Source organism: Paracoccus sp. 22332, assembly GCF_052045125.1.
GTDB classification, from domain to species: domain Bacteria; phylum Pseudomonadota; class Alphaproteobacteria; order Rhodobacterales; family Rhodobacteraceae; genus Paracoccus; species Paracoccus haematequi_A.
The window spans coordinates 52,330-76,541 of record NZ_JBQEOI010000012.1 but is presented as its reverse complement, the minus strand read 5'-3'; the positions used below and the strand labels follow the sequence as shown (position 1 = coordinate 76,541).

Here is a 24,212-nt window from a genome sequence, read left to right as displayed (position 1 = left end):
CCCTGGGATCAAAGCGCGATGCGGGCGCCGGATTCGGCGGATTGCTTGACGGCCTGGATGACGCGCAGGGTCTCCAGCCCCTCGCGGCCCGACACCAGGGGCGGTTCCCGGCCTGCGATCACGCGGGCGAACTGGCTGACTTGTCGGGCCAGGGGGTCTTCGTCGGACACCCTGGCCCGTTGCACGTCGAAAGGCGAATACCAGCTGCGTTCGCCCCGCGCGGTGCGCAGTGTCAGGGACGGCAGGGCCAGCGATCCGTGGGTGCCGCCGATCAGATAGCAATGCTCGTCTGTCTGCGGATAGGCGGGGTTTTCGCCGGTGGTCATCTCCCAGGACCAGGGCGCCACGGTCGCGTCGCAGACGCTGACGGTGGCCAGCAGCCCGCTGGCGAATTCCAGCAGGATCACCGCCGTTTCCTCGACCGCGTTGCCGCGCAGGGCGTTCGATTCCCGCGCGGTGACGGCGGTCACGTCGCCCAGCAGGTAACGCAGGTTGTCCACGTCATGGATCAGGTTCAGGAAGACCGGCCCCGCGCCCTTTTCGCGCCGCCAGGCCACGTTGAAGTAATCGTCGGGCTTGCACAGCCAGAACATCGCATTGGCGACGACCGGGGTGCCGATGCTGCCGTCCTGGATCAACTCGCGCGCCTTCTGCATCAGCGGATTGTGGCGGCGATGGTGCCCGGTCAGCAGCGGAACGCCCGCCGCCTCGGCGGCCTCGACCAGCCGTTCGGCATCGGCCACGCTGTCGCAAAGCGGCTTTTCGATCAGTGCGGGCAGGCCCGCCGCGATGCAGTCCAGGCCGTTCTGCATGTGCATCTGGTTCGGCGTCGCCACGATCACGCCATCCGGGCGCGGGCCTGCCACCGCCTCGTCCAGCGACCGGACCCAGGGGGCGCCGTATTCCGCCGCCACCGCCTGGCCCGTGGGCGAGGGGTCGATGACGCAGGCCAGATCCGCATCGGACGAGGCCGCGACATGCATCGCGTGGCGCTTGCCGATCAGGCCCGCCCCCATGACGGCGATGCGCGGTGTCACGCGTCCGCCCCGGCCAGCGTGACGATGCGGCGCAGGGCCAGGCGATAGCCCTCGGTCCCGCATCCTGCGATCACGCCGTCGGCGCGCAGGCTGACATAGGAATGGTGGCGGAAGGACTCGCGCTTGTGGACGTTCGAGATATGGACCTCGATCACCGGGCCGTCGAAGGCATTGAGCGCGTCCAGGATCGCGACCGAGGTGTGGGTATAGGCGGCGGGGTTGATGACGATGCCTGCGCCATCCTCGCGCGCCTGATGGACCCAGTCGATGATCTGGCCTTCGGTGTTCGATTGCAGGAAACGCGTCTGGACGCCCAGTTCCAAGGCCAGCGCCGCGCAGTCGCGTTCCACGTCGGCCAGGGTCTCGGACCCGTAGATATGCGGCTGGCGCTTGCCCAGCAGGTTCAGGTTCGGACCATTCAGGATATAGACGAGTTTCGGCATAGGATGTGACCTTCGGGGCAGGGGGCGCCCGGCGGCGGAACCGCCGGGCCTTGGGATTGTCGCGGGCTTACTGGGCGATGGCGAAGGGCACGCCTTCCATTTCCGTCGGCAGTTGCGGCGGATCCATGTGCATCCAGGTGTTGTAGATGCCCTTGAACTCGTCGGTTTTCATGAACTCGCCCAGGAAGGCGTTGACGGTCTGGTTCCAGTCGGCCTCGCCCAGGCGGGTGCCGACGCCGTTGTAAAGCGCCGTCAGAGGCATCTTGTTTTCGTATCTGCCGGGGGCGCCAGCCTCGATCCGGGTGATGTAGAACTGGTTGCCGCCCACCGCATCGACCTGGCCCGACATCAGCGCCTGGATGGTCGCCGCGTCGTCGTCAAAGCGCATGATGTTCGTGCCCTCGGGGGCGATGGCCGTCAGCGCGGTATCCTGAGCCGCCGAACGCGGCACGCCGATGCGATAGTCGGCCAGCTTCTCGGGCGTCGAGAGATCGGCGTCCTTCGGACCCACGACCGACATCTGGTTCGCCGCATAGGGGACCGAGAACTGGATCGACTGCGCCCGTTCCGGGTTCATCGCCATGGTGGCGAACAGAACGTCCACCTTGTCGGTGGTGAGCGCCGGGATGCGGTTGGCGACGGCCAGCGGCACGAATTCGGCCTGCACGCCCAGGTATTCGGCAAAGGCGCGGCCCATCGCGGCGTCATAGCCGTCGGCTTGGCCCGACGAATTGATGCAGCCCCACGGGCAGTTGTCGCCCTGGATGCCGATGCGGATCGTGCCGGATGCCTTGGCCTCCTCGACCGAGCGGGCATCGGCCTGGGTGCCGGCGACGGCGGCCAGGGCCAGGGCCGCTGCGGCGGCGATGCGGGTGATGTGAAGCATGCTGTTTTCTCCCTGATACGGACCGTCTTGCGGTCCCCGTGGTGTTTAAAGTCTATTGCTGCGCCACGGTGAAGCTGACGCCGTCGATGGTGTCCGGCAGGTGCGGCACCTCGACCTGAAGCCATTCGGCATAGGCCGCATCAAAGGCATCGCTGCCGATGAAGGCGTCCAGGAATTCGTTCGCGGCCGCGTTCCAGTCGGCCTCGCCCAGCCGGGATGCGATGCCTTGGTACAGCGCGCCGATGGGAAACTTGTTTTCGTATTCGCCGGGGCGCGCGGCTTCCAGCCGCTGGATGTAGAACTGGTTCGATCCCAAAGCCTCGACCTGACCGGACACGAGCGCCTGGATATTGGCCGCGTCGTCGTCGAACCGCTGGATGCGGGTCTCGGGCGGGGCCTCGGCGGTCAGGATCGTGTCCATCGGCGTAGAGCGGGGAACGCCGACCGACCTGCCTGCCAGCGATGCGAGATCGGGCAGGTCGGTCGATTTCGCCGCCGTCACGAACAGCGTGTTTTCGGCGTAGGGCTGGCTGAACTGCACGGACTTCGCGCGTTCGGCGGTGATGCCCAGCGATGCGATCAGCACGTCCACCTTGTCGGTGGTCAGGCCGGGGATGCGGTTGGCCACGGCCATGGGCACGAATTCGGCTTCCAGCCCCAGATGGGCGGCGAAGGCGCGCGCGATGGCGGCGTCGAACCCCTGCGCCTCGCCGGTGCTGCCCAGGCAGCCCCAGGGACAGTTGTCGGCCTGGATCCCCACGATCAGCTTGCCGGATGCCTTGGCTTCCTCGAGGCTGCGGGCGTCGGCGGCGGCAGACAGGGCCGCAGACAGGGTCAGTGTGGCGGCAAGGGCCGTCAGGGTCGTTTTCGCAAGCATGGTTTTCCCTCCCGGAATGGTCTTGTGGGTCAGCGGCGGTCGCGGGCCAGGCGGCGTTCCATCCGGCTGCCCCAGAGCGACAGGGGCCAGCACAGCAGAAAATACAGCAGCCCGACGATGCCGAACACGATCAGCGGCTTGAACGTCTGGTTCGACACGATCTGGCCCGCGCGGGTCAGTTCGATGAAGCCCACGATGGCGGCAAGCGAGGTGCCCTTGAGCAATTGCACCAGGAACCCGATGGTCGCGGGCAGCGACAACCGGAACGCCTGGGGCAAAACGATGTCGCGCATCAGGCTGCGATACTTGATGCCCAGGGCGTGGGCGGCCTCGGTCTGGCCCAGGGGCACGGCCTGGATCGCGCCGCGCCAGATCTCGCCCAGATAGGCCGAGGCGTGGGCGGTCAGCGCGATGGCCACGGCGCCCCAGGCGGGCACCGTGACGCCCAGCAGCGGCAGGCCGAAATACACGACGAACAGCTGCATCAGCAGCGGCGTGCCCTGAAAGACCGCGATCCAGGCCGCCGCGACGGTGCGCAGCCAGCGGCGGCGGGCGACGCGGACCAGGGCCACGACCAGGCCGAAGGCGATGCCGCCGACAAATCCGATGGCGGTCAGGGCCAGCGTCCATCCCAGGCCGCGCAGCAGGAACAGCAGTTCGGGGGTTCCGATGGTGGACATGTCCGGCCCCTTTTCAGCGCGTGGGATAGGTGAAGGCCGCGCGAGAGATCAGCGCGAACAGCGACATGATGAACCAGGACAGCGCCAGATACATCGCGGTGATGGTGAAATAGACCTCGAAGCTGCGGAAGGTGTCGCCGTCGATGCGCTGCGCCACGCTGGTCAGCTCGTAGGCGGAAATCGAGGTGGCGATCGAGGTGGTCAGCGTCAGCAGGATGAACTGGCTCGACAGCGACGGGAACACGGCGCGCAGCGCGGGTTTCAGGATGATCTTGCGGAAGATCTCGCCCGGTTTCAGGCCTAGGGCCAGGCCGGCCTCGGTCTGGCCTTTCGGGATGCTTTCGACGCCGCCCCGGATGATCTCGATCGCATAGGCGCCGCCGTTGACGCCCAGGGCGATGATCGCGGTGACGGTGGGGTTCAGGCGGATGCCCGCCAGCGGCAGGGCGAAGAAGATGAAGAAGATCTGCACTAGGAAGGGCGTGTTGCGGATCAGTTCGACAAAGGCGATCACCAAGGCCGATCCGATGCGGCTGTGCGACCGGCGGATCGCCACGCCCAGCACGCCGATGATCAGCGCCAGGATCATGCCCGACAGCGCGAGGAACAGCGTGCCGCCCAACCCCATCAGCAATTCGGGCCAACGCGCCCAGACGACGCCAAAGTCCAGTGTCATGGTTTCCCCCCTTCAAAGGCGGCCCGAGTCAGGCGCGGTCAGCCTTTTGATGGAAACTGACCGGGGACGGCCGTTCCGTCAAATACCAATCCCCGCATTTTCCTAACATGATGTTAATTTTTCCGGTGCGCTGCGCGGGCGTTGTTGCGGGCTGGCGGCGGCGGCGCTTTTGATCGATCATGTCCGCAAGCAGTTGTCAAACAAGGGGACTGACATGACCGATCCCTGCATCATCTGCGTGGCGATCACCGGATCGCTGCCGACCAAGGACAACAACCCCGCCGTGCCGATCACCATCGCCGAGCAGGTCGAATCCACCCAGGAAGCCTTCGAGGCGGGCGCGACGATCGCCCACTGCCACGTCCGAGACGACGCCGGCAAGCCGACCAGCGACCCCGACCGTTTCGCCGCGCTGAAAGAGGGGCTGGAAAAGCACTGTCCCGGCCTGATCGTGCAACTGTCCACGGGCGGGCGGTCCGGGGCGGGCCAGGCGCGCGGCGGGATGCTGCCGCTGCGGCCCGACATGGCGTCCCTGTCGGTGGGGTCGAACAACTTCCCGACCCGCGTGTATGAAAACCCGCCCGATCTGGTGGACTGGCTGGCCCAGGAAATGCTGGACCATGACGTGAAGCCGGAAATCGAGGCCTTCGACCTGTCCCATATCCTCAAGGCGCATCAGATGTGGAAGGCGGGGCAGATCAGGGACCGGCCCTATGTGCAGTTCGTGATGGGCGTGAGAAACGCCATGCCCGCCGACCGCGATGTGTTCGATTACTACATCTATACTGTCAAGCGGCTGTTCGGCCAGGATGCGCCCTGGTGCGCGGCCGGGATCGGGCCGAACCAGATCGTGCTGAACGAATGGGCCATCGGCGCGGGCGGCCACGCCCGCACGGGGCTTGAGGACAATGTGCGCCTGGACCGGGATCGGCTGGCGCCCTCGAACGCGGCTTTGGTCCGCCGCGCCGCCCGGATCGCGGAACGGCATGGCCGCCCGGTCGCGACATGGCGGCAGGCGCGACAGATCCTGGGGCTGCGGATGCCGGAAGCCGCCTGAATCATAACCGGCAAGATATGGATCGCGGAAAAGATTTCATGCCGCAGGCTAAGTGTTTCTTTGTTCACAGGCGGCGGCGGTGGTAATGTCCCCGCCGGGGATGAGGCCGGATCGCAGATCGTCGCAACGGGTTGGACACCTGTCGCCCTCCCCCTGATGGGAAGGAGACATCATTTGCCAACCGCCTTTGTTCAAAGCAGCGCCGCCCGCACGGTCGCGATCCTGTGCTGGATCGCGGTCGTTCTGGACGGCTTCGATCTTGTCGTGCTGGGCGCGCTGATCCCCACCTTGACCGGCGGCGACATGCCCTGGATGACGCCCGCGCAGGCGACCTTCGTGTCCACCATCAGCCTTGTCGGCATGACTCTGGGCGCGCTATCCATCGGAATCGCGACCGACTGGCTGGGGCGGCGCAAGGTGATGATCTTCGCCGTGCTGGTCTTTTCGGCGCTGACGCTGGCCTGCGCTGTCGCGCAGAACTATGTTCAGTTGGGCATCTTCCGCTTCCTGGCGGGCTTTGGGCTGGGCGGCTGCCTGCCCACCGCCATCGCCATGGTCACCGAATTCTCCAGCGGCAGGGCGGGCAAGGCGTCCACCACGGTGATGACCGGCTATCACGTCGGCGCGGTCGCAACCGCGCTGCTGGGCCTTCTGGTGCTGCCGACGCTGGGCTGGCACGCGATGTTCGTCATCGGCGCCGTTCCCGGTTTCGTCCTGGCGCCGGTCATGTATCGCAGCCTGCCGGAATCGCCGTCCTTCCTGTTGGCCACCGGCCGCCGGACCGAGGCCGAGGCGATCGCCGCGCGCTATGGCCTGACCCTGCCCGAGTCCGCGCCCCTGCCCGAGGAGCGCGCCTCGCTTGCCGCGCTGTTCCGGGGGAAGCTGCTGCGGAACTCGGTCGCCATCTGCGTGACCTCGTTCATGGGGCTGCTGCTGGTCTATGGCCTGAACACCTGGCTGCCCAAGCTGATGGTGGCGGCGGGATACAGCCTGACGGGTGGCCTGTGGCTGCTTCTGCTGCTGAACGCGGGGGCGATCTGCGGGCTTCTGGTGGCGGGGCGCGTGGGCGACCGGATCGGGCTGAAGGTCGCGGCGGTGGCCTGGTTCCTGTGCGGGGCGGTGCTGCTGGCGGTGCTGTCGGTGCGGATGGGGCCGGGGCTGCTGTATCCGATGGTGTTCCTGACGGGCTGCTTCGTGTTTTCGGCGCAGGTGCTGGTCTATGCCTTCGTCGCCTCGAACTATCCGCCCGGCGTACGGGCGACGGCGCTTGGCGTGGCGGCGGGCGTCGGACGGCTGGGCGCCATCGCCGGGCCGCTGGTCGGGGGCACGCTGGTGTCGATGGGCATCGGCCATCCCTGGGGCTTCTATGTCTTCGCCATCGTCGGCCTGCTGGGGGCGGTGGCCCTGGCGCAGTCGGTGGTGCTGCGCCAGAAGGTCTGAAACGGGGCGCCTTCCGGCGCCCCTTTCTATTCCGGCGATCCGATCCGTGTGACCTGCCCGGCAAGCCGGATCGCCGCCGACAGCGCGCGGCCGGTGGCCTGCGCCATCTGCGGCAGGATCATCCATTCCAGGGCCCAGGCCGCGCCCGACCGTTCCTGTTCGTGGATCAGCGCCTGATGGACCCCTGCCAACTGCGTGGCGTTGAACCGCGCCAGCGTCACCAGCAGTTCCGCCATGACCGGGTTCTGCTTGTGCGCCATCGCGGACGAGGTGCCGCCGCCCGACAGCTCGATCTCCTCGATCCCCTGCTGGGCCATCAGGGCGATGTCCTGGCCCATCTTGCCCAGCGTGCCGCTGACCAGCGACAGGATCCCCGCGAACTCGGCCACGCCGTCGCGCATCGCGTGCCAGGCGCGGGGCGGGTTTTCCAGGCCAAGCGCCGCCGCCATGTCCGCCGCCACGGTATCCGCCTTGTCGCCCAGATCCCTGCGGTCGCCCGAGGCGCCGCCCAGTTGCAGCCGGGCGACGCGGGGCCGCGCCTGCGCGATCCGGGCGCGATGGTCGGCCAGCGGCAGAAGCCAGGGGGCGATGCGGTCGGCCACCATGATTTCGGTCGCCGCCTGCATCCGGGTGCGGCCCATCAGCGGGCGCGCGCCGAAGCGGCAGTCCAGTTCCCGCAGCGCCTGCTCCAGCGCGTCCAGCCGCGCGTCGATCAGCGCCAGCGTGTCGCGCATGGCGATGGCCGTGGCTGTGTCGATCACGTCTTGCGAGGTCGCGCCCTTGTGGACGGCCGCCGCATCGCCCGCCGCGGCCTTCATCTGCCTGACCAGGCAAGGCACGACCACGCCGTCTCGCCCGGTGCCCGCGCGCAGGTCGTCCATGTCAAAGCCCATGCCCTCGATGGCCCGCGCCGCCTCCTCGGTGCCCCCGGCCAGACCTGCCCGGCCCAAGGCACGGCTGAAGGCGGCCTCGAAAGCGCGCATCCCGGCAAGCTGGGCCTCGGGCGACCACAGCGCGGCCACTTCGGGATCGGCGAACAGCCCGCCCAGCCAGGGGTGGTCGAAAACATCGGTCATGGCGTGGCCCCTTTTCATGCGAAAGCGGCGCGAGGATGGCCCCGCGCCGCCGAAACCCTAACCCAGGGTCAGATGTCCAGAAACACCGTCTCGCCCTCGCCTTGCAGGCGGATGTCGAAGCGATACCTGCCGTCGCCGGTCTTTTTCGCGATCAGCGTCTGCACGCGCGGGCGCTGTTCGATCCGCGACAGCAGGGGGTCGCCCTCGTTGTCCTCGTCCTCGAAATAGATGCGGGTCTGCAACCCGATGTTGATCCCCCGCGCCACGACCCAAAGCGAGATATGCGGCGCGAAGGCCCGGCCGTAACGCGACGGCACCCGCCCCGGCTTGACCGTGCGCAGGGTGAACTCGCCCGTGACCGCATCGGCGGCAAAGCGGCAGTGGCCGCTGACCGCAGGGTCGGCGCCCTCCTGTCCGGCGAACCTGCCGGATGCGTCCGCCTGCCAGCTTTCGATCAGCGCGTCACGCAAGGCCCAGCCGGTGCCGTCATAGACGGAACCTACGATCTCGATGACCTGGCCCTTGGCGCCGTCGGCGATGGGGGAAACCCCGATCTCCTCGTCGTAATACCCGGCATTGCCGGCATAGGTCGGCATCAAGCCAATATGGACATAGGGCCCCGCGGTCTGCGACGCGGTTTCGGTCAGGACATTCAGCGGCTGGACCATCTTACATCCCCTCGATCTTGTTTTCGAACATGGTCTGGCGGCGGCCGCGCAGCACGATGTCGAACTTGTAGGCCAGGTAATCCAGCGGCCGCGAATGCGCCATGTCCAGCGGCGCGACCAGCCGGTCAAGCTGAGATCGGTTGCGGATCGTCGCGGCGATGGGGCACAGGGGGATCAGCGGATCGCCCTCGAAATACATCTGAGTGATCAGGCGCTGCCCGAAGCTGTGGCCATAGACCGAGATATGGATATGCATCGGCCGCCAGTCGTTGCCCCGGTTCGGCCAGGGATAGGCGCCGGGACGGATGGTCAGGAACTGGTAATAGCCGTTCTCGTCTGTCAGCGTCCGCCCGCAGCCGCCGAAATTCGGGTCCAGCGGCGCCAGATAGCTGTCCTTCTTGTGGCGGTAACGCCCCCCGGCATTGGCCTGCCAGATTTCCACCAGCGTGTTCGGCACGGGCCGGGCGTTTTCATCCAGCACGCGGCCGTGCATCAGGATGCGTTCGCCCACGGCGGGGGCGGCGCCCTTGGTCCAGTTCAGGATCAGGTTGTTGTCCAGCGCGCCGATGGCGGAATGGCCGAAGGTCGGGCCGGTTTCCTCGGATGGGCCGGATTCCATCGACAGCAGCGGCAGGTTCGGCGACCGGGCCACGGATGTCTTGTAGTCGGGAAAATACGCATCTGGGTGCGCCTCGCGGTTGCGAGGGATCAGCGGGCCTAGATCGGTCATTCGGATGCCGCCTCCATCTCGGCATAGGTCTGTTTCGCCAGCTTGATGGCGTGGTTCGCGCGGGGCACACCGGCATAGATGGCGACGTGCTGGAAGGCCTCCATCACGTCGCGTTTGGACGCGCCGGTTCGGGCGGTGGCCCGGATATGCATCGGGATCTCCTCAAAATTTCCGGTCGCGGCCAGCAGGGCCAGCGTCAGCATGGATCGCTCCCGTCTGGTGATCGCGTCGGACGACCAGACGGTCCCCCAGGCGGATTCGGTGATGAGATCCTGGAAGGGCCGGTCCAGGTCGGATTTCGCGGCCTCGGCCCGGTCCACATGGGCGTCGCCCAGGACCGCGCGGCGAGTCCGCATTCCTTGCGCATGGCGGTCGGTCACGGGATCGGTCATGGGGCGGTCCTTTCCAGAAAATCGGTCAGCAGCCGGGCGGTGGCGGCGGGCTGTTCTACGCAGGGGATATGGCCCGCGTCAGGAATGACGTGGAATTCCGCGCCGCACAGCTCGGCCGTGGCGCGCACCAGATCGGGCGGGGTGGACCCGTCCTGATCGCCCGCCATCGCCAGAACCGGCAGGGTCAGCGCGCGGGTGGATTCGGTCAGGTCGGCGCCCGCGATGGCGGCGCAGCAGCCGGCGTAACCGGCGACCGTGGTGCGCGTCAGCATGTTGCGCCACAACGGAAATTCCGGGTCGGCGTCGCGGAAGGCCGGGGTGAACCAGCGTTCCAGGATCGGCCCGGCAAGGGCCGCGATACCGTCGCGGTTGATCGTGTCGATGCGGTCCTGCCACAGCTGCGCGGTGCCGATCTGCGCCGCCGTGTCCATCAAAACCAACGCCCGGATCAGGTCGGGCCGCCGGGCCGCAAGCCCTTGGCCGATCAGCCCGCCGATGGACAGGCCCACGAAGGTCACGTCGCGCAGGGACAGGCCGTCGCAGACCGCCTCGGCATCCGCGACCAACTGATCCATGGAATAAGGCGCGGGCGTGGCGTCGGTCAGCCCGTGGCCGCGCTTGTCGAAGCGCACGATCCGCAGCCCGGCAGGCAGCAACGGCAGCAGCGCGTCCCAGATCCGCAGGTCGGTGCCCAGCGAATTGGCCAGCACCACCGCACGCCCGTCGCGCGGACCTTCGTCCTGGATGTGGATGGTGATGTCGGATGTGGAGATGGTCTGCATTCTTTCCCCCTTGCGCTGCTTATCGCATGACAGATACGGCGATGAAAATTATAATGATGGAAAGATACCATAACCGGAAGGTTATCATGCTGCATTCCCATCTGCGCCTGCGCCACCTGCGCTGCTTTCTGGAAACGGCGCGCCTGGGCAGCCTGTCGGCGGCGGCCGAGGCGCTGCATGTCAGCCAGCCCGCCGCGTCCAAGACCATCCGCGAGCTTGAGGAGATCCTGGGCGTCCGGCTGTTCGACAGGTCGGGGCGCAAGCTGGCGCTGACGCCCGCGGGCCGGGTCTATCAGACCCATGCCGGCACCGCGCTTGCCGATCTGGAACGGGCGCAGTCGCTGGTGCTGTCGCCGCCCCCGGAACGCCCGCGCCTGCATCTGGGGGTGCTGCCCACGGCGGCCACGGGACTGGTGCCGCGCGCGGCCCTGGCATTCCGCGAAACCCGGCCCGATGTCCTGCTGGACGTGATGACCGGGCCGAACTGGCTGCTGCTGTCGCTGCTGCGCGAAGGACAGCTTGACCTGGTGGTGGGCCGGATGCCCACGGTGGGCAATACCGAGGGGCTGGGCTTCCGGCGCCTTTACTGGGAGCGTGTCGTGCCGGTCGTGCGCGCGGGCCATCCACTGCTGCGGCAGGACTGGGATTACGGCGAACTGGCTCATCATCCGCTGATGCTGCCGCCCGCAGGGGCGATGATCGCGTCCTCGGTCAGAAGCTGGCTGCATTCGGTCGGCATCACCGACCCGCAGCCCGCGTTCGAGAACGTCTCGCTGGCCTTCGGGCGCGAGGTCGTGACCCGTTCGGATACGGTGTGGTTCATATCCGAAGGGGTGGTGCGCCCGGAAATCGAATCGGGCGCCCTGGTCGTCCTGCCGATCCGCAACGAATTGCTGGGCGGCCCGGTCGGCATTTCCCTGCGCGATGGCGGCGAGCCGTCGCCCCCCGCGCAGGCGTTCATCGCCGCCCTGGAGGCCGCCGCTCAGTAAGGCAGGCCCACATAGTTTTCCGCCAGATCGCGCTGCGCGGTTTCCGATTCCGCCAGATGGGCCAGGGTGGCGCGGCGCATCCGGGCGGCGAAGCTGTCCTCGTCGTCGAAGCGGTGCAGCATCATCGTCATCTGCCAACTGAAGCGCATCGCCTTCCAGATGCGAGCCAGGGCCCGGCCGGAATAGGCGTCGATGCCGGTTTCGTCCCCTTTCAGCGCCGCAATCAGCGCCTGGTGCAGATAGAATACATCCGATACCGCCAGGTTCAGTCCCTTGGCCCCGGTGGGCGGGACGATATGGGCGGCGTCGCCCACCAGGAACAGCCGCCCCCATCGCAGCGGTTCGGACACGAAGCTGCGCAGGGGGGCGATGGATTTCTCGATGGACGGTCCCGTCACCAACCGGGCGGCGGCGTCCGAGGGGATGCGGCGCCTGAATTCAGCCCAGAAGCGGTCATCGGACCAGTCGGCGACCGTATCGGTCAGCGGCACCTGGATGTAATAGCGCACCAGACTCTCGCTGCGCATGGACGCCAGCGCAAAGCCGTGCGGTGAATTGGCATAGATCAGCTCGTCCGCAACAGGGGGTGTGCGCGACAGGATGCCCAGCCAGCCGAAAGGATAGACGCGCTCGAATTCCTGGCGCTTGCTCTCGGGGATGGTCTTGCGGCTGACGCCGTGGAAGCCGTCGCAGCCCGCGACATAGGCGCAGGTCAGACGGCGGCGCTGCCCGTCGGTTGTGTACTCCACGACCGCATGCGGGCCTTCCGCGTCGATGGTCACGTCGCTGACGCCATGAATGATCGTCGTGCCCATGGCGTCCTGCGCCGCATACAGATCCTGCGTCACCTCGGTCTGGCCATAGACCATCACCCGCTTGCCGGTCAGGCCCTTGAAGTCGATATGAACCACCATGTCGGCATCGGTGATCAGCGTGCCGTCATGGGGGATGCCCTCCGCATCCATGCGCGCGCCGACGCCCGCCTCGCGCAGCACCTCGACGCTGCCCCATTCCAGGATCCCGGCGCGGATCCGTGACAGCACGTGATCGCGCGTGCTGCGTTCCAGGATCACCGTGGCGATCCCCGCCCGGTTCAGCAATTGCGACAATAGCAGGCCAGACGGCCCGCCGCCGATGATGACGACCTGGGTATCCATGCACGTTCCTCCCTGTTCGCTGCGCCGCTTAGCCTGCCGGGGCTGGCTTGCGAATGGACGGGACGGGCGCGGGCTGGTATTTTTCGGGCATGCCTCCGCCCCGAGGCGTCAGGGCAAGCCTGCCGGCTGTGGCGCGGGATGCGGCGGCGCGGCCGATTGATAAAGGCCGGTTCGGCACGGTCGCGGGGAACGGACGGGCGGGACGATTGTTAAGGGGATGTCTCAGGGCCGCGACCGACGCGGCGGATCAAGCAACGGAGATTTTCCATGGCCGACAAGACGCTGGACACGCTGTTTCACGAAACGCTGAAGGACATCTATTACGCCGAGCGCAAGATACTGACCGCGCTGCGCAAGATGGCCCGCGCCGCGCAAAGCGAGGATCTGAAGGCCGCGTTCAAGGCGCATGAGGAGGAAACCCAGACCCAGGTCGAGCGCCTGACCCAGGTGTTCGAACTGATCGGCAAGCGGCCGCGCGGCAAAACCTGCGACGCCATCGAAGGCATCATTGCCGAAGGCGAGGACATCATTGACGAATTCAAGGACAGCCCCGCCCTCGACGCGGGCCTGCTGGCCGCAGCGCAGGCGGTCGAGCATTACGAGATCAGCCGTTATGGCACGCTGAAGGCCTGGGCGCAGACCTTGGGGCTGGACGAGGCAGCGTCGCTGCTGGATGAGACCTTGCAGGAAGAAACCGCCACGGACGAAAAGCTGACCAGCCTGGCCGAGGCGGTCATCAACGCCGCCGCCACCCAAGAAGCGGCCTGATCAACGGCAAGGCCCGCGCCCGTCGCGGGCCTTTTTCAGGGACCGATCTGGCGATAGACTTGGATCATCGGATCCAGGTCCAGCCGTTCCAGCATATCCTCGAAGCGGCTGCGGGTCGGCTGCCGGCCAAGGTCGCGCAACAGGGTCAGCGCCGCCAGCGTGGCGGCATAGGCATGGGCCGCGCGCGCATCCCGACCGTTCCGCAAGGCCCAGCCCATCGCTTGGGGCAGGGGTCCGACAGCCTGCACCTCGATTCCCTGCGACAGCAGCCTGGCCAGATGCGGACCCACCCGGTCCATGGTGTCCGCCACTCGCCGGGCCTGGCTGTTTTCCTGGTAGGGCCGCAGGCCGGAATCGTCGGATAACAGGCGCTGCACGCGCGCATCCTCGGCCCGGTGCAGACGGGGCAGCAGGATGGTGATGGTTGCGTCCAGATCCAGGAAGGCCGGGTCGCCGATCATAACCCGACGTCCGAAGGTGCCTCCGTCGCGGTTGAAGGCGGCAATGGCGGCAAGGGCCGCCTCGCGCGCGGCGGGATCGGCGGGCAGGGCGACGGTGAGGGTATCTGCGCCCAGGCCCTGGCGTTCCCATGCATCCAGGTCGCGCAGATGCGCCGACAGCGCCGCGATGGCCTGGTCCGATCCCTGGAATCGCGGCATCCGCGCCGAGATGGTCCGTCCCGACGGGGTGATCCCTTGGGTCAGCAGCCGGGCGAAGGCCGGCTCGTCATAGGCGGGGCGCTGCGGCGTGGCGGTGGCAAGGCTGGTCCAGCCGATAGCGGGCGCGGTCTGCGCGCCGCCTTCGGTCCCGCCGCGACCGTCCGCGCCGTGGCAGCCCGTGCAGCTGAACTGCCCCTGCGGCAGGACCGGCCCGTCCGCGCCGCCCAGGCGGGGCTGCAACCCGTCGCCGCCGTTGAACAGCGCCGCCCCATCCTGCGCCGCCCCGTCCTGGGCCACGGCGGGCATGGCCAGCAGCAAGACAAGGACGGCCAGCCGCCTCATGGGGCGATTCCGCGTGCCTGTTCGATCAGCTGCGCCGGGTCGGGCATGCCCGAGATGCGCCAGAAGGTGCCGCTGCGCAGATCGCCCAGCAGATAGACGGCTTCATGCGCCTCGACCGGGCCGGGTTTCAGGCCGAAGGCGGACAGCAGCACCGGCGTGTCGGCGCGGCTGGCGACCAGCCAGTCCCAGTTGCCGCTGGCCTCGATCTCGGCCGCCGCCGCCGCCAGTGTGCCGGGCGTGTCGCGCCAGGGATCGACCGACAGCGCGATCAGCCGCAGGGGCGGGGCGCCGGGTGCTTGCAGGTCGGCGTCGACCAGCTTCATCACCGCCTTGACCATGGTGCAGTTGTCCTTGCATTCCGTATAGATGAACGAGATCAGGACCGGTCCTGCGTCGCCATAGCGGGTGACGAATCCTGCCGTTTCCCCCTGCGTATCGGTCACGGGAATATCGGGCAGAAGCAGCCGTTCCTGGGTCAGCGCGCTTTCCATCGGCGCGGCGGCATGGTCGTGCCCGGAATGGGCCAGGGCGGCGGCGGGCAGCAGCGCCAGCAGAAGGGCAAGGGGACGGATCATGGCAATTCCTCCAGCACCAGGGGGGCGAAGCCCGTGGGATGTCCGGCACGGGCGGTGACGACCAGCGGCAGGCGGCCGTCCAGTGTCCAGCGTTCTGCGGTCAGGCCGTCGGCGCCGGTGGTGAAGGGCTGCCGGATGCGCCAGTTGCCCGTCAGGGCGGCCAGGTCGATCACGCCCGACAGCCCTGCGGCGGGCGCGCCGTCGCCGGTGGTGAAGCGCAGCCGCACCCCGCCATCGGCATCGGCTTGGGGCTGGATGCGGCCGGGGGTGCGGGCGGCGGCCTGCGGGGCAGGGGGCGTCGGCAGGGCTGCGCAGAAGGCCATCTGGCCGATCCCCGCGCTGACCACCAGTTCCCACGCGCCGGGACGGGGCAGGCGGGCGGCGGCGGTGAACTGGCCGGGGCCGGTGGGCCGCAGCCCGCGATCCAGGGCGCGCACGATCTGCGGAATGCCGCCGCGGAGGCGCATCGCTTCCATCGGGGGCTTTCCGCTGATCGCGTGGCGCGCGTCCAGGACAAAGCCCGCATAGCTGTGGGCATGGACCGCCAGAACCGCCGGTTCCGGCAGCAGAGGCGCCAGAAGCGCGGAGGTTGGGGCATCCTGGCCGGGCAGGGGCGGACCGATGACGACGCGGCCCAGCGTGGCCTCGGTGCCCGGCGGGATCGGGTCCAGATCCATCACGCCGATGGTCGACCCGTCCGCCAGCCGCAGCACGGCAGTGCCGGGCAGGAAGGCCACCTCGGCCACGGGGCTGTCGGTATCGGCGGCGGGGACGACCTGGCCGGTCGCAAGATCGGCCATCGCAAAGCCGGTGCGGTCCCGCGCGTAGAGAATGACTATTCGGCCTTCGGGGCTGACGGCCATGCGGTCGAAATGCCCGTCCAGCGGGATGGCCTGCGCCCGGTACGCTGCGTCCAGCCACAGCACATGCAGTGTCTTCCGATCCAGCCACAGCGCCGCGTCGCGGTTCAGACCGATGGCTGCGGCGCCGGGGGCCGGGGCATCGGCCAGCGTGGCGCCGCCGTCATCCAGCACCAGCAGCCGGGCGTCCGACAGGACCGCCAGCCGCCAGGACGGATCGGTCCCGCCGTCGCCCGCAATGGCCCTTGCCTTCAGATCCAGGCGCAGGTCGCGGCCGGGCCGCAGGATGTCGCCGGTCCCCTCCTCCAACAGCCAGGCCCCGCCCGAGGCGGCGGGCACCAGGGCGCCGGGCCGGTCCAGCCCTTCGGCCAGCACCTGCGCGTCGCCATAGGGCGTCACCGCCAGCACCTGCCCCGCGCCGGGCAGGCTGAGCAGGAACCGCCCCGACGACGGATCGGCCGCGACCGAGGCCGGGGCCGTATCAAACCGGCGCGCGGCCAGCAGGTTCGCGGTGCCAAGCGCGCGCTGCGGATCCAGCACGGTGAAGGCCCCGTCGCGCGCCGCCACGCCCAGCACCACCCCGTTCAGATCGACGCTGCCGATGGAGGCGCGGCCGGTCGCGCGGTAGGCGGCGGCGGTTTCGCCGCAGGGCAGGTCGCTGGGGCCGCGTTCGCGCAGCCAGCCCATCGGCGCCAGATCGGTCGGGACGGAACCGACCTGCGCGGTGAATTCCAGCACCACGTCGAAGGGCTGGCCCGGCCGGACCTGCGTCAGATCGGCGCCGCCCGGCGCGGTGAACCGGACCTGCGCCGACAGCGGCGGCTTCAGATCCTGCGCGGCGGCCGGTCCGGTCAGCGCGGCCAGGACCGCCAGCCAGGCGGCGCGGCGCGTCACTGCGTGTTCCTTTCGCATTCTTCGGCGTTGAACTCGACCAGGCCCCAGGTGCCGCCCGCCATCAGATAGGTCGGGCCGTCATGCCACAGCACCTTGCCCTCTACGTTCTGGCGCCGTCCGTCCGGCCCCAGAACCTGCCGAGGATGCAGCCAGGCCGAGACCACCTTTCCCGGCGCCACCAGGGCCGCGTTCGGGAAGCCGAAGCCGGGAAACAGGTCGTCATAGCCCAAGCCGTTCATCACGAAGGCCCGCTGCCGCGCCCGGCCTCCGGGGTGGACGACGCGGATCAGCACCTGCTCGCCAGGGCAGGCCATCAGCGTTATCGGCTTGCGACCGGGGTCGGATCGATAGGTGTCGTCGAAGAAATTCGGCGGGAACAGGACGGTATTCAGGTCGTCGCTGGCCTCGATCCGCCCGGCGCCCCTGACGGCGCCGTTCTTGCCCGGCTGGAACACGATGTCGTCCCGGCGCAGCAGGCTGGCAAAGGGCCGCGACCGATAGCTGACGCCCTGGTCGCCCCAGTCATAGCTGTCGTCGCAGACCGGGCAGTCGGGAACGATCCTTGCCGTCTCGGGCGTGCCGTCCTGCCAGCTCCAGCGGATCCGGGAATCCGAATCGTGGTGGTTCAGCCCGTCCTGATAGAAGATCACGAATTCACGGACCGCGACGGGTGCGCCGGGGCCGGTCGGTTCGGCCGGATCGTATCCCGGATCCATCACGACGTTTTCGTACCGCACGCCCCGCTGGAAATCGCCGGGCGCCTTGGCGGCGCGGCGCGATCCGACGGGCGCCCCCGTCACCGCATCCGGGATGGACCAGTGGCGCGGCAGCACGTCGATCACCCCGAACAGCCCGTGCGTCGTCTGCGACACGACATCGCCCGTCACCCGCACCGGAACGGGGCCGAAGGCATAAGGGATCCAGTGGATATGGCGGTGCAGTTCGTCCTGCACGGCCCTGTCCAGTTCTGCGGCCTGTACCGAGGTCAGGTCGATATCGCCCAAGGTGAAACGCTTGCCCAAGACCGTCGCATGGGCCGGATCCCGGCTTGCGGCAGCGCGGGGTTCAAGGGTCAGATCGCGCCATCCGACCGCTGTTTCCAGGGAATTGACAGCCCGGACGAAGACTTCGGTGGGCAGGTCCACATTGACGTCCGGCTGGACGATCCGCATCCTCCCGGCATAGAACCGCAGCAGGCCCGAGACCTGCGCGCTATCGGCCGTCGCCGGCGCCATCGCCGCCCGGTTAATGCCATAGCCCAGCGGCAGGTTGCGGATCAGGTCGCCGCCCGACAGTCCGATGGACAGCCCCAGCCGGGCCGAGGGACGCAGGCCGGTCGCGGGTGCTGTCAGCGGCGTTAGGACGCCGCTGACGCCGGTGACGGGGGCCTGACCCGGCGCCCCGGCGCTTGAACTGCGGCTGACCGCCTGTTCCGCATCCGTGTTCAGCGGCGTGATCTTGGGCATCAGCGCGTCGCCCGGCTGATCGTGCCGCTGGGCGGGGGTTCCTGTCAGCGGCGGTTCCTGCAACAGGTTGACATAGCGCAGCTCGACGCAATCGCCCGCGTTCACCCGCATCACGAAGGGCTCGGGCCGGGCATAGGCCTTGCGCACCGCCGCGATCACCTGGGCACGCGGCAGGTTCTGCCAATGCGCGTCGGTGCCGATGTCGCGCGCGTTTCCCTTGGCATCCGTTACCTGGGCGGGATCCAGCAGCGCCAGCATCAGCCCGTCGGGATCGCTGCGGTAACCGCCATAGTCGGTGCCCCGGTCCCAGAGATCGGCGGTGCGCAGCGCCACCACCAGGCCCATCGTGGTATGGCGCAGCAGCGGATTGTCCGGCAGTGGGCAGCCCGGCGCTTCGTTGAGGGGCAGGGCGTCGATGGCGCCCTTGGCGCGGGCTTCCACCAGCTTTTTCCTGTCGATGGGAACCAGCGTTTCGGGTGCCGACCGGTCCTGCCAGCCGTCCAACAGCGCCGTGCGCGCCTGCTGGTCCTTGTAGATACGCAGCAGGCCCCAGGCGCCGTTCCACAGCGCGTCCAGGGTGCCGAAGTTGTAGAGGTAATCCGACACGTCCTCGACGCCTTCGGTTGGGGTCGGGAAGGCTGGCGCGGCATTCCGCGCCGGTCTCATCTCGATTGCCGGGACATCGCTGCGCAACCGGGTGCGGACTTCGAAATGTTCGGAAATCCCGACCTCTTGCGCGAAGGTATAGCCTTCCAGATTGTCGCAATTCGCAAGCGCGTCGTCGAAGGCGCGATAGCGGGCCAGGGTCTCGGCGTCCTGGGGATCGCGCTCGTCATAGGCCTCGCGCGCGGCGGGGGTCAGGTTCAGCCAGGTCTCGTAATCTTCGGGGTATCCCTTGCGCACCGCGTCGAAACAGGCCTTGCGGGCGGGATCGACCGACACCGCCAGGTCGCGCATCCCCTGGGAAAAGCGTTGGTCGATATTGCGCGGTCCGGCCATGCCCGCGATGTTGAAGACATGCTGCACCTCTTGCGCGCCCTGGATCAGGCGGAGCACGGTGCGTTCATCCTGATATGCCTCGAACTGTGGGGTTTCGGGGTCGCGGGCGGGCGCCGAGCCGGTGTTATCCTTCGGATCGTGCCATGACCGCAGGACATTGCCCGCATCGCCCCGGTCGCCCGCAAGCTGATAGGCATAGCTGCACCGGGGCATCGTCCCCGCCATCAGCCGGGACACCACCTCGCTGTCGGGGGCGGCGGGATGCCAGGCCTGCCCGGCGCGGGTCATGCGCAGGGGTTCGCAATCGGCGTCGGGCGATCCATCGGCATTCTTGGTCCCCAGCCGCAGCGGCAGCGGGGCGTTGCGATAGTTCACCAGATAGGGATCGTGATGATCGACCGAGATCGATTCCGGCCGTTCCGGCGGTGCCACAGGCTTGGCCAGCGGGCCACCCTGGACGGGCTTGCCGTCGGGCGACGCGGCGCGGCTGCGATAGTCGACCAGATGCTCGCGCAGGGCCTGGACGCTGGCCAGATCCATCAGGTTGCCGTGCAGGCGCCGCCGGTGATAGGGCCAGTCGCCCGGCGCGCCTGCCGCCCACCAGGCGGGCGGAGTGACGGGGTCGGCCGGATCGTCCGGGCCGCATTGCCCGGCCGTCTGTCCCCGCCACAGCCCCTTGGCGGCCGACAGCGCCTCGCAATAGATCCGGGCCATGCCCTTCAGATGGGCGTCGGCGCGCGGTTCGATCGCGGACGTATCCTCGCGGTCGCGCGGGTCGTAGAGCAGGGCGAAATCCGCGACGGCCAGCGCGAATTCGCGGTAGTCGTCGTGGATCAATTCGTCCGTCTTGACGATCTTGTGGGTGCCCGTCCAATCGGCGCCGTCCTTTTCCCGGACCTCGAACAGGCCGGTCGTCACCATCGGCTTGCAGGAACCGTCGCCATGCGGATCGCAGATCGCGGCATGGTCGGGTTCGATCAGCAGGGCCGTGTAGAACCCGTGCTGCTGGATGGACGAGGGGCCGAAATGGTCGTGACTGAACACCGTGCGCATGGTCCGGTCGCGGGCCTTGGGGGCGTCATCGCCCCCTTTTCCGTCCAGGGCCATGATCGGATCGGCGAACCAGCGTTGCACGGTGGTCTGGAACAGGTGGCGGTTTTCCGTCACGGGCAGCCGCCAGATCCGGCCGTTGTTCAGGGTCGAGCATTCGGCCTCGGTCGCGGGGCGGGTGCCCCAGTCGCCCAGATCCGCCTGGTCCCAGGACGGATCCAGGCTGCCCCCGCGCAGCGCGGCGCAGCGGCGCGCCATCAACTCGTCGGCGGCGAAGGTGCCGTCCTCGTAGTTCCAGCCGTTCCCCGACCCGTCCGAGGATGTCACGTCGAATTTCACCAGGTGGATATGCTGGCCGATGGTGTCGGTCGGCGTCTTGACCTGGAAATCGTCCAGTTCCAGATCCTTGGGCAGTTCGTTGGTGTGGCGGAATTCGATGCATTCGCCCGACAGCGCGCGGAAGAAGAACGGCTCCACGTCGTCGCGCGTGGTGGGCGAGATGCGGTTTCCCGGATCGCCCGGCAGCTTGAAGGCGTCCGATGTCCGCGCCTGCGCGCCGTTCTGGCTGTTGTCGGCCCGGCTGGTCAGCACGTCGATGCGGGCCTGCGGATCGTGCCACCCTGCCTGGTTGACGACCAGATCCAGTTGCACGGCCGAGACCCGGTATCGCCGGAACCCCGTCAGCGCCGGGTCGATGGCATAGTTCTGATGCCCGGTCAGCGGATCGGTGCCCGTCTGGCCGTGGTCGCGTCCCGGCGCTCCGCCGCAGGGATCGGAGAATGGCGCGCCGGGTGCGGGCGGGGCGCCGTTCACGTCGAAGGCGCCGCGGACGGGGGCCGCGTCCGCCTGGCCCGGCAGCGGGGCCTTGGGCGTCCGATAGGCGCCGTCGCCGAAGGCGGCGGGGTCGCCGTCCGGCCCCAGCATCGCCAGCCCGGCGCCGTCATGGTGGAAGGCCTGCGCCGCGCGCTCCAGCGGCTCTCCCTCGGGGTCGAGCGCGCGGATCCAGGCATGTTCCAGATGCGCCGTCATGTCGCCAAGCGCCAGGGCCTTGGCGACCATCTGGCTGCGGAGGGTTTCCAGGCGCGCGCGGCTGTCTTCGTCGTCCAGATCGGCGGCCAGCGTGGCGTCCAATTCCGTGATCTCGTCCGACAGCCGCAGCGGCAGGTCGCGGTCGGCCTTGGTGATCACATGCCGCCCCAGGCCCCCGGACAGGTATTCGTCCCTGGCCGGGGCGTCGGGACCGGATCCCTCGTCCCCCAGGGCACGGGCGATGTCATGGGGCGCCTGCGGCGGACGGTGCCCCGGCTGCCCGGCAACATAGAAGGGATAGCCCGGCATCGCATCCGGCACCGGCCGAAGCGTCCTTGCAGGGGTCTGCGCGGCTTCCGTCCGGGGCACCGCCGCCTGGGCGCGGATCAGCCGTTCAGGACCGCCCGCCGCCTGGCCGCGCCACAGGGGCGGGCGGCGGGGCGCGGCCTCGGGTGCCAGCGACGCCTGGTCCGGCGCCGCCTGGGGGTCGGCATAGCGGGGCAGTGGCGGCAGCGCCTCTCCGGGCAGGGGGACAAGCGCCGGGATCGGCGTGCCCGCGCCGGGGCCGGGTTCGTCGCGCGTGCCCGGATCCTGCCAGGCGCCGGTTTCCGGATCGACGCTGCCGGCGCGGGCGAAATGCACATTGTCGGGGTGGCGGATATCGGCCGACAGGCCGGGCTTGTCCTGGCCGTCGGGCAGCTTGCGGCTGCCGTCCTCGAACACGTCATGGACGCGCCACAGCGCCCACATGCCCTGCGCGAAATGCGGATACAGGTGGCAGTGGAAGATCGAATCCCCGACGGTGCGGTTGCGGTTGCCCGACCCGCCCCAGGCGCCTGCTTCGCGCCCGCGCCCGCCGTGATAGATGTTATAGGTGAAGCCCTGGCCCGGCGCGACGGTCTGGCTGTCCAGATAGCTGCCGCGCCCCTGGTCGTTGCCCGCGAACCATTGATGCGCATGCAGGTGGAAGACATGGGTTTCCTTCGGCCCGGCGTGGAAATTGCGGAACACCACCGGGTCGTTCAGATAGGAATGATGCACGTTCGACGGATCGTCGGCGTACCATTCCAACAGCGCCGGATCGCCGTTCGCCCACGAGGTCAGGAAGAACTCCTCGTACAGGCATTCCGCGCAGGCCGCCGCCGGTCCGATCCCCTTGCGGTTGGCCAGCAGCATCGTGCCCATCCCCGACGCGCCATAGTTGATGGCGAACCCGTCGCGCACCCCGGCAAGCTGGCCGAAGCGGGCCAGTTCCTCGAAGTTGCGGGTGTAGAAGGTCTTCAACTCGTCATGGAAAAAGACCGAGAACTCGCGGAACGCGTCGAAGCGCAGTTCCTGGGTGCGGTCCTTGTCCGCCGTGTCGGTCTTGCAGTGCAGGGGCGGCGTGGAATAGCCGCCGGGGTCGGCGGCGCGATGGTCGCACCAGATGATCGCGTTCAGGTCGGCGTGGACGATCTCGAACGCTTTCGCCTGGCGGAAATCGGCGGTGCCGATGGCGCGGGCCATGTTCAGGACCGGGATGCCGCCCAACGTCCTTTCGTAATCCAGTCCGCCCGACCGCGCGTGGCGCGGCCCGCCTTCGCGCGGCGGCCAGGCCGCATCCATCGCCGCCTGCGACACCTGGCTGCGATACCAGCGGGTGCCGGGGCGTTCGGCCATGACCGCGCCGAACAGCCCATGGGTGATCGACCCGCCGTCGCCCTCGCCCCCCGCCGGGGCCGCGCGGCTGGCAAAGAAATGCGTGCCTTCCTGCACGACCTCGTAGAGGCAGTCGAAGCTTTCATTCGGCATTGCGGCGCCCAGGCCCCGGCAGGCGGGATGGGGCGGCTGCCCGCGCAGGACCAGCGGCATCAGCCCTTCGGCCAGCAGATTCAGGCTGCGGGTGCGCGGCCAGTCGGCCTGATCGAAGATCGGAACCGGATCGCGCCCTGCTTCCGGCTCGATCCCGGCGCCGGGCGGATCGTTGTCCGCGCGGTTCATGTCCTGATCCTCGCACAGCGCCTCGTGATGGTCGACCATCCGCGCCGATCCGCGAGACAGATGGCCGCCGACCGGAGCCCTGCCGTCGGGGCAGAAATCCCGCGACAGGTCGCGCGCCGGGGGGCTGCCGGGAACCTCGGGCGCCAGCAGGTTCTGGACCCGGACGAACAGCAGATCGCCCACATTCGCCCGCAGCACCAGCGGCCTTGGCCTGCGGCAATCGCGCAGCCGCACCTCGCCCGCCCGAAGCTGCACGGCGGACTTGGAATGGGTCGCGGTATCCTGCCCGCAATCGGGCTGGGCGGCAGGGGCATCCTCCATCGCCACCACGTCGCGGCGCAGGGCGAAAATCATCCCATAGGGGTTGAACGATCCGAAGCGGTTATAGACCAGCATCTGATCCAGGGCGACCAGATCGGCGCAGACCACACGCTGTGGCCTGTTCCCAGGGGCGTCCGAACAGGCCGTGTCGAAATCGGCGGCCGCCTGCGCATGGGCCGGGGCGGTCCAGAACATCGCCCCGCAGACCAGCACAACTGCGGGAAGGACGGCGCGTCGGACAAAGCGGAAAGACGGGACGGACATGATAACCCCCGATGCTGAAACAGCCTGCGGGCAAAGGGTCATCAAAAGCCCGAAAGGCAAAAAATAACAAACTGCAGATACTTTTATAATTAATATTGCCACGAATCGGGGTTAA

Annotated in this window: 21 protein-coding genes; 4 read left to right on the top strand and 17 right to left on the bottom strand. The window is 68.4% G+C overall.

The genetic code is table 11. The annotated features are described in order from the left end of the window. Positions 1-8 precede the first annotated feature (8 nt). From ACTJI6_RS13790 to ACTJI6_RS13760, 7 genes are all read right to left on the bottom strand, one after another. Positions 9-1,037 (bottom strand): Gfo/Idh/MocA family protein, encoded by a 1,029-nt coding sequence (locus ACTJI6_RS13790; protein ID WP_440801474.1) that lies wholly within the window; start codon positions 1,035-1,037, stop codon positions 9-11. Then, the gene (gene aroQ, locus ACTJI6_RS13785; protein ID WP_440801473.1) at positions 1,034-1,480 is read right to left on the bottom strand and encodes a type II 3-dehydroquinate dehydratase; all 447 of its coding nucleotides are present in this window, start codon (positions 1,478-1,480) and stop codon (positions 1,034-1,036) included. Before aroQ ends, ACTJI6_RS13790 begins: the two co-directional genes overlap by 4 nt. Before the next feature lie 67 nt (positions 1,481-1,547). Continuing rightward, positions 1,548-2,366, bottom strand: coding sequence for a transporter substrate-binding domain-containing protein (locus ACTJI6_RS13780; protein WP_440801472.1), 819 nt, complete (start codon positions 2,364-2,366; stop codon positions 1,548-1,550). A gap of 52 nt (positions 2,367-2,418) precedes the next feature. After that, a complete protein-coding gene (locus tag ACTJI6_RS13775; protein WP_440801471.1) occupies positions 2,419-3,243 on the bottom strand; it encodes a transporter substrate-binding domain-containing protein in 825 nt (274 codons plus the stop codon). 29 nt (positions 3,244-3,272) lie between these two features. After that, positions 3,273-3,923, bottom strand: coding sequence for an amino acid ABC transporter permease (locus ACTJI6_RS13770; protein WP_440801469.1), 651 nt, complete (start codon positions 3,921-3,923; stop codon positions 3,273-3,275). A gap of 13 nt (positions 3,924-3,936) precedes the next feature. Continuing rightward, positions 3,937-4,599: an amino acid ABC transporter permease gene (locus ACTJI6_RS13765; protein WP_440801467.1), complete on the bottom strand. Its 663-nt coding sequence runs from the start codon at positions 4,597-4,599 to the stop codon at positions 3,937-3,939. Between the two features lie 28 nt (positions 4,600-4,627). Then, positions 4,628-4,780: a hypothetical protein gene (locus ACTJI6_RS13760; protein WP_440801465.1), complete on the bottom strand. Its 153-nt coding sequence runs from the start codon at positions 4,778-4,780 to the stop codon at positions 4,628-4,630. Positions 4,781-4,813: 33 nt separating this feature from the next. On the opposite strand from ACTJI6_RS13760, the gene ACTJI6_RS13755 reads away from it, so the two are divergent. Together ACTJI6_RS13755 and ACTJI6_RS13750 are read left to right on the top strand one after the other, a co-directional pair. Beyond that, positions 4,814-5,656 (top strand): 3-keto-5-aminohexanoate cleavage protein, encoded by an 843-nt coding sequence (locus tag ACTJI6_RS13755; protein WP_440801464.1) that lies wholly within the window; start codon positions 4,814-4,816, stop codon positions 5,654-5,656. 174 nt (positions 5,657-5,830) lie between these two features. After that, entirely contained in the window at positions 5,831-7,096 is a 1,266-nt protein-coding gene (locus ACTJI6_RS13750; RefSeq protein WP_440801463.1) for an MFS transporter, read from the top strand. Positions 7,097-7,122: 26 nt separating this feature from the next. Here the strand turns inward: ACTJI6_RS13750 and ACTJI6_RS13745 are convergent, their stop codons facing one another. The 5 genes from ACTJI6_RS13745 to pcaD all read right to left on the bottom strand — a co-directional run bounded on the left by ACTJI6_RS13745 (position 7,123) and on the right by pcaD (position 10,744). Continuing rightward, a complete protein-coding gene (locus ACTJI6_RS13745) occupies positions 7,123-8,172 on the bottom strand; it encodes a 3-carboxy-cis,cis-muconate cycloisomerase (protein WP_440801461.1) in 1,050 nt (349 codons plus the stop codon). A 68-nt stretch (positions 8,173-8,240) separates the two neighbouring features. Continuing rightward, a complete protein-coding gene (gene pcaG / locus ACTJI6_RS13740) occupies positions 8,241-8,840 on the bottom strand; it encodes a protocatechuate 3,4-dioxygenase subunit alpha (protein WP_440801459.1) in 600 nt (199 codons plus the stop codon). A 1-nt stretch (position 8,841) separates the two neighbouring features. Continuing rightward, entirely contained in the window at positions 8,842-9,570 is a 729-nt protein-coding gene (gene pcaH / locus ACTJI6_RS13735; protein ID WP_440801457.1) for a protocatechuate 3,4-dioxygenase subunit beta, read from the bottom strand. After that, positions 9,567-9,962 (bottom strand): 4-carboxymuconolactone decarboxylase, encoded by a 396-nt coding sequence (pcaC, locus tag ACTJI6_RS13730; RefSeq protein WP_440801454.1) that lies wholly within the window; start codon positions 9,960-9,962, stop codon positions 9,567-9,569. Before pcaC ends, pcaH begins: the two co-directional genes overlap by 4 nt. Beyond that, positions 9,959-10,744: a 3-oxoadipate enol-lactonase gene (gene pcaD, locus ACTJI6_RS13725; protein WP_440801452.1), complete on the bottom strand. Its 786-nt coding sequence runs from the start codon at positions 10,742-10,744 to the stop codon at positions 9,959-9,961. Before pcaD ends, pcaC begins: the two co-directional genes overlap by 4 nt. Before the next feature lie 86 nt (positions 10,745-10,830). Between pcaD and ACTJI6_RS13720 the strand changes: the two genes are divergently transcribed. Then, positions 10,831-11,733 carry a LysR substrate-binding domain-containing protein gene (locus ACTJI6_RS13720; protein WP_440801450.1) on the top strand — a complete coding sequence of 301 codons (903 nt, stop codon included), beginning with the start codon at positions 10,831-10,833 and terminating at the stop codon, positions 11,731-11,733. On the opposite strand, the gene pobA is transcribed toward ACTJI6_RS13720, so the two are convergent. Continuing rightward, positions 11,727-12,890, bottom strand: coding sequence for a 4-hydroxybenzoate 3-monooxygenase (gene pobA / locus ACTJI6_RS13715; protein WP_440801448.1), 1,164 nt, complete (start codon positions 12,888-12,890; stop codon positions 11,727-11,729). The two genes, ACTJI6_RS13720 and pobA, sit on opposite strands and share 7 nt — an antisense overlap. Positions 12,891-13,157: 267 nt before the next feature. Here pobA and ACTJI6_RS13710 point away from each other — a divergent pair, with 267 nt between their 5' ends. Beyond that, positions 13,158-13,658: a YciE/YciF ferroxidase family protein gene (locus tag ACTJI6_RS13710; RefSeq protein ID WP_126155093.1), complete on the top strand. Its 501-nt coding sequence runs from the start codon at positions 13,158-13,160 to the stop codon at positions 13,656-13,658. 35 nt (positions 13,659-13,693) lie between these two features. Here ACTJI6_RS13710 and ACTJI6_RS13705 read toward each other — a convergent pair whose 3' ends face one another. From ACTJI6_RS13705 to ACTJI6_RS13690, 4 genes are read right to left on the bottom strand one after another with little or no spacing between them, the layout of a single operon-like run. Beyond that, the gene (locus tag ACTJI6_RS13705; protein ID WP_440801446.1) at positions 13,694-14,659 is read right to left on the bottom strand and encodes a c-type cytochrome; all 966 of its coding nucleotides are present in this window, start codon (positions 14,657-14,659) and stop codon (positions 13,694-13,696) included. Then, on the bottom strand, positions 14,656-15,234 hold the full coding sequence (locus ACTJI6_RS13700) for an SCO family protein (protein ID WP_440801445.1): 579 nt from the start codon (positions 15,232-15,234) through the stop codon (positions 14,656-14,658). The genes ACTJI6_RS13705 and ACTJI6_RS13700 overlap by 4 nt, the downstream gene beginning before the upstream one ends. Continuing rightward, positions 15,231-16,988: a hypothetical protein gene (locus ACTJI6_RS13695; protein WP_440801443.1), complete on the bottom strand. Its 1,758-nt coding sequence runs from the start codon at positions 16,986-16,988 to the stop codon at positions 15,231-15,233. The genes ACTJI6_RS13700 and ACTJI6_RS13695 overlap by 4 nt, the downstream gene beginning before the upstream one ends. After that, positions 16,985-24,097, bottom strand: coding sequence for a hypothetical protein (locus ACTJI6_RS13690; RefSeq protein ID WP_440801442.1), 7,113 nt, complete (start codon positions 24,095-24,097; stop codon positions 16,985-16,987). Before ACTJI6_RS13690 ends, ACTJI6_RS13695 begins: the two co-directional genes overlap by 4 nt. Positions 24,098-24,212 lie beyond the last annotated feature (115 nt).

What these genes read in the sequence shown, in the direction of transcription:
- ACTJI6_RS13720 (WP_440801450.1), top strand. Translation starts at nt 10,831, where the DNA reads ATGCTGCATTCCCATCTGCGCCTGCGCCACCTGCGCTGCTTTCTGGAA.
- pcaH (WP_440801457.1), bottom strand. Translation starts at nt 9,570, where the DNA reads ATGACCGATCTAGGCCCGCTGATCCCTCGCAACCGCGAGGCGCACCCA.
- ACTJI6_RS13700 (WP_440801445.1), bottom strand. Translation starts at nt 15,234, where the DNA reads ATGATCCGTCCCCTTGCCCTTCTGCTGGCGCTGCTGCCCGCCGCCGCC.
- pcaG (WP_440801459.1), bottom strand. Translation starts at nt 8,840, where the DNA reads ATGGTCCAGCCGCTGAATGTCCTGACCGAAACCGCGTCGCAGACCGCG.
- aroQ (WP_440801473.1), bottom strand. Translation starts at nt 1,480, where the DNA reads ATGCCGAAACTCGTCTATATCCTGAATGGTCCGAACCTGAACCTGCTG.
- ACTJI6_RS13755 (WP_440801464.1), top strand. Translation starts at nt 4,814, where the DNA reads ATGACCGATCCCTGCATCATCTGCGTGGCGATCACCGGATCGCTGCCG.
- ACTJI6_RS13765 (WP_440801467.1), bottom strand. Translation starts at nt 4,599, where the DNA reads ATGACACTGGACTTTGGCGTCGTCTGGGCGCGTTGGCCCGAATTGCTG.
- ACTJI6_RS13745 (WP_440801461.1), bottom strand. Translation starts at nt 8,172, where the DNA reads ATGACCGATGTTTTCGACCACCCCTGGCTGGGCGGGCTGTTCGCCGAT.
- pcaD (WP_440801452.1), bottom strand. Translation starts at nt 10,744, where the DNA reads ATGCAGACCATCTCCACATCCGACATCACCATCCACATCCAGGACGAA.
- ACTJI6_RS13770 (WP_440801469.1), bottom strand. Translation starts at nt 3,923, where the DNA reads ATGTCCACCATCGGAACCCCCGAACTGCTGTTCCTGCTGCGCGGCCTG.
- pobA (WP_440801448.1), bottom strand. Translation starts at nt 12,890, where the DNA reads ATGGATACCCAGGTCGTCATCATCGGCGGCGGGCCGTCTGGCCTGCTA.
- ACTJI6_RS13780 (WP_440801472.1), bottom strand. Translation starts at nt 2,366, where the DNA reads ATGCTTCACATCACCCGCATCGCCGCCGCAGCGGCCCTGGCCCTGGCC.
- ACTJI6_RS13760 (WP_440801465.1), bottom strand. Translation starts at nt 4,780, where the DNA reads ATGATCGATCAAAAGCGCCGCCGCCGCCAGCCCGCAACAACGCCCGCG.
- ACTJI6_RS13775 (WP_440801471.1), bottom strand. Translation starts at nt 3,243, where the DNA reads ATGCTTGCGAAAACGACCCTGACGGCCCTTGCCGCCACACTGACCCTG.
- ACTJI6_RS13710 (WP_126155093.1), top strand. Translation starts at nt 13,158, where the DNA reads ATGGCCGACAAGACGCTGGACACGCTGTTTCACGAAACGCTGAAGGAC.
- pcaC (WP_440801454.1), bottom strand. Translation starts at nt 9,962, where the DNA reads ATGACCGATCCCGTGACCGACCGCCATGCGCAAGGAATGCGGACTCGC.
- ACTJI6_RS13690 (WP_440801442.1), bottom strand. Translation starts at nt 24,097, where the DNA reads ATGTCCGTCCCGTCTTTCCGCTTTGTCCGACGCGCCGTCCTTCCCGCA.
- ACTJI6_RS13705 (WP_440801446.1), bottom strand. Translation starts at nt 14,659, where the DNA reads ATGAGGCGGCTGGCCGTCCTTGTCTTGCTGCTGGCCATGCCCGCCGTG.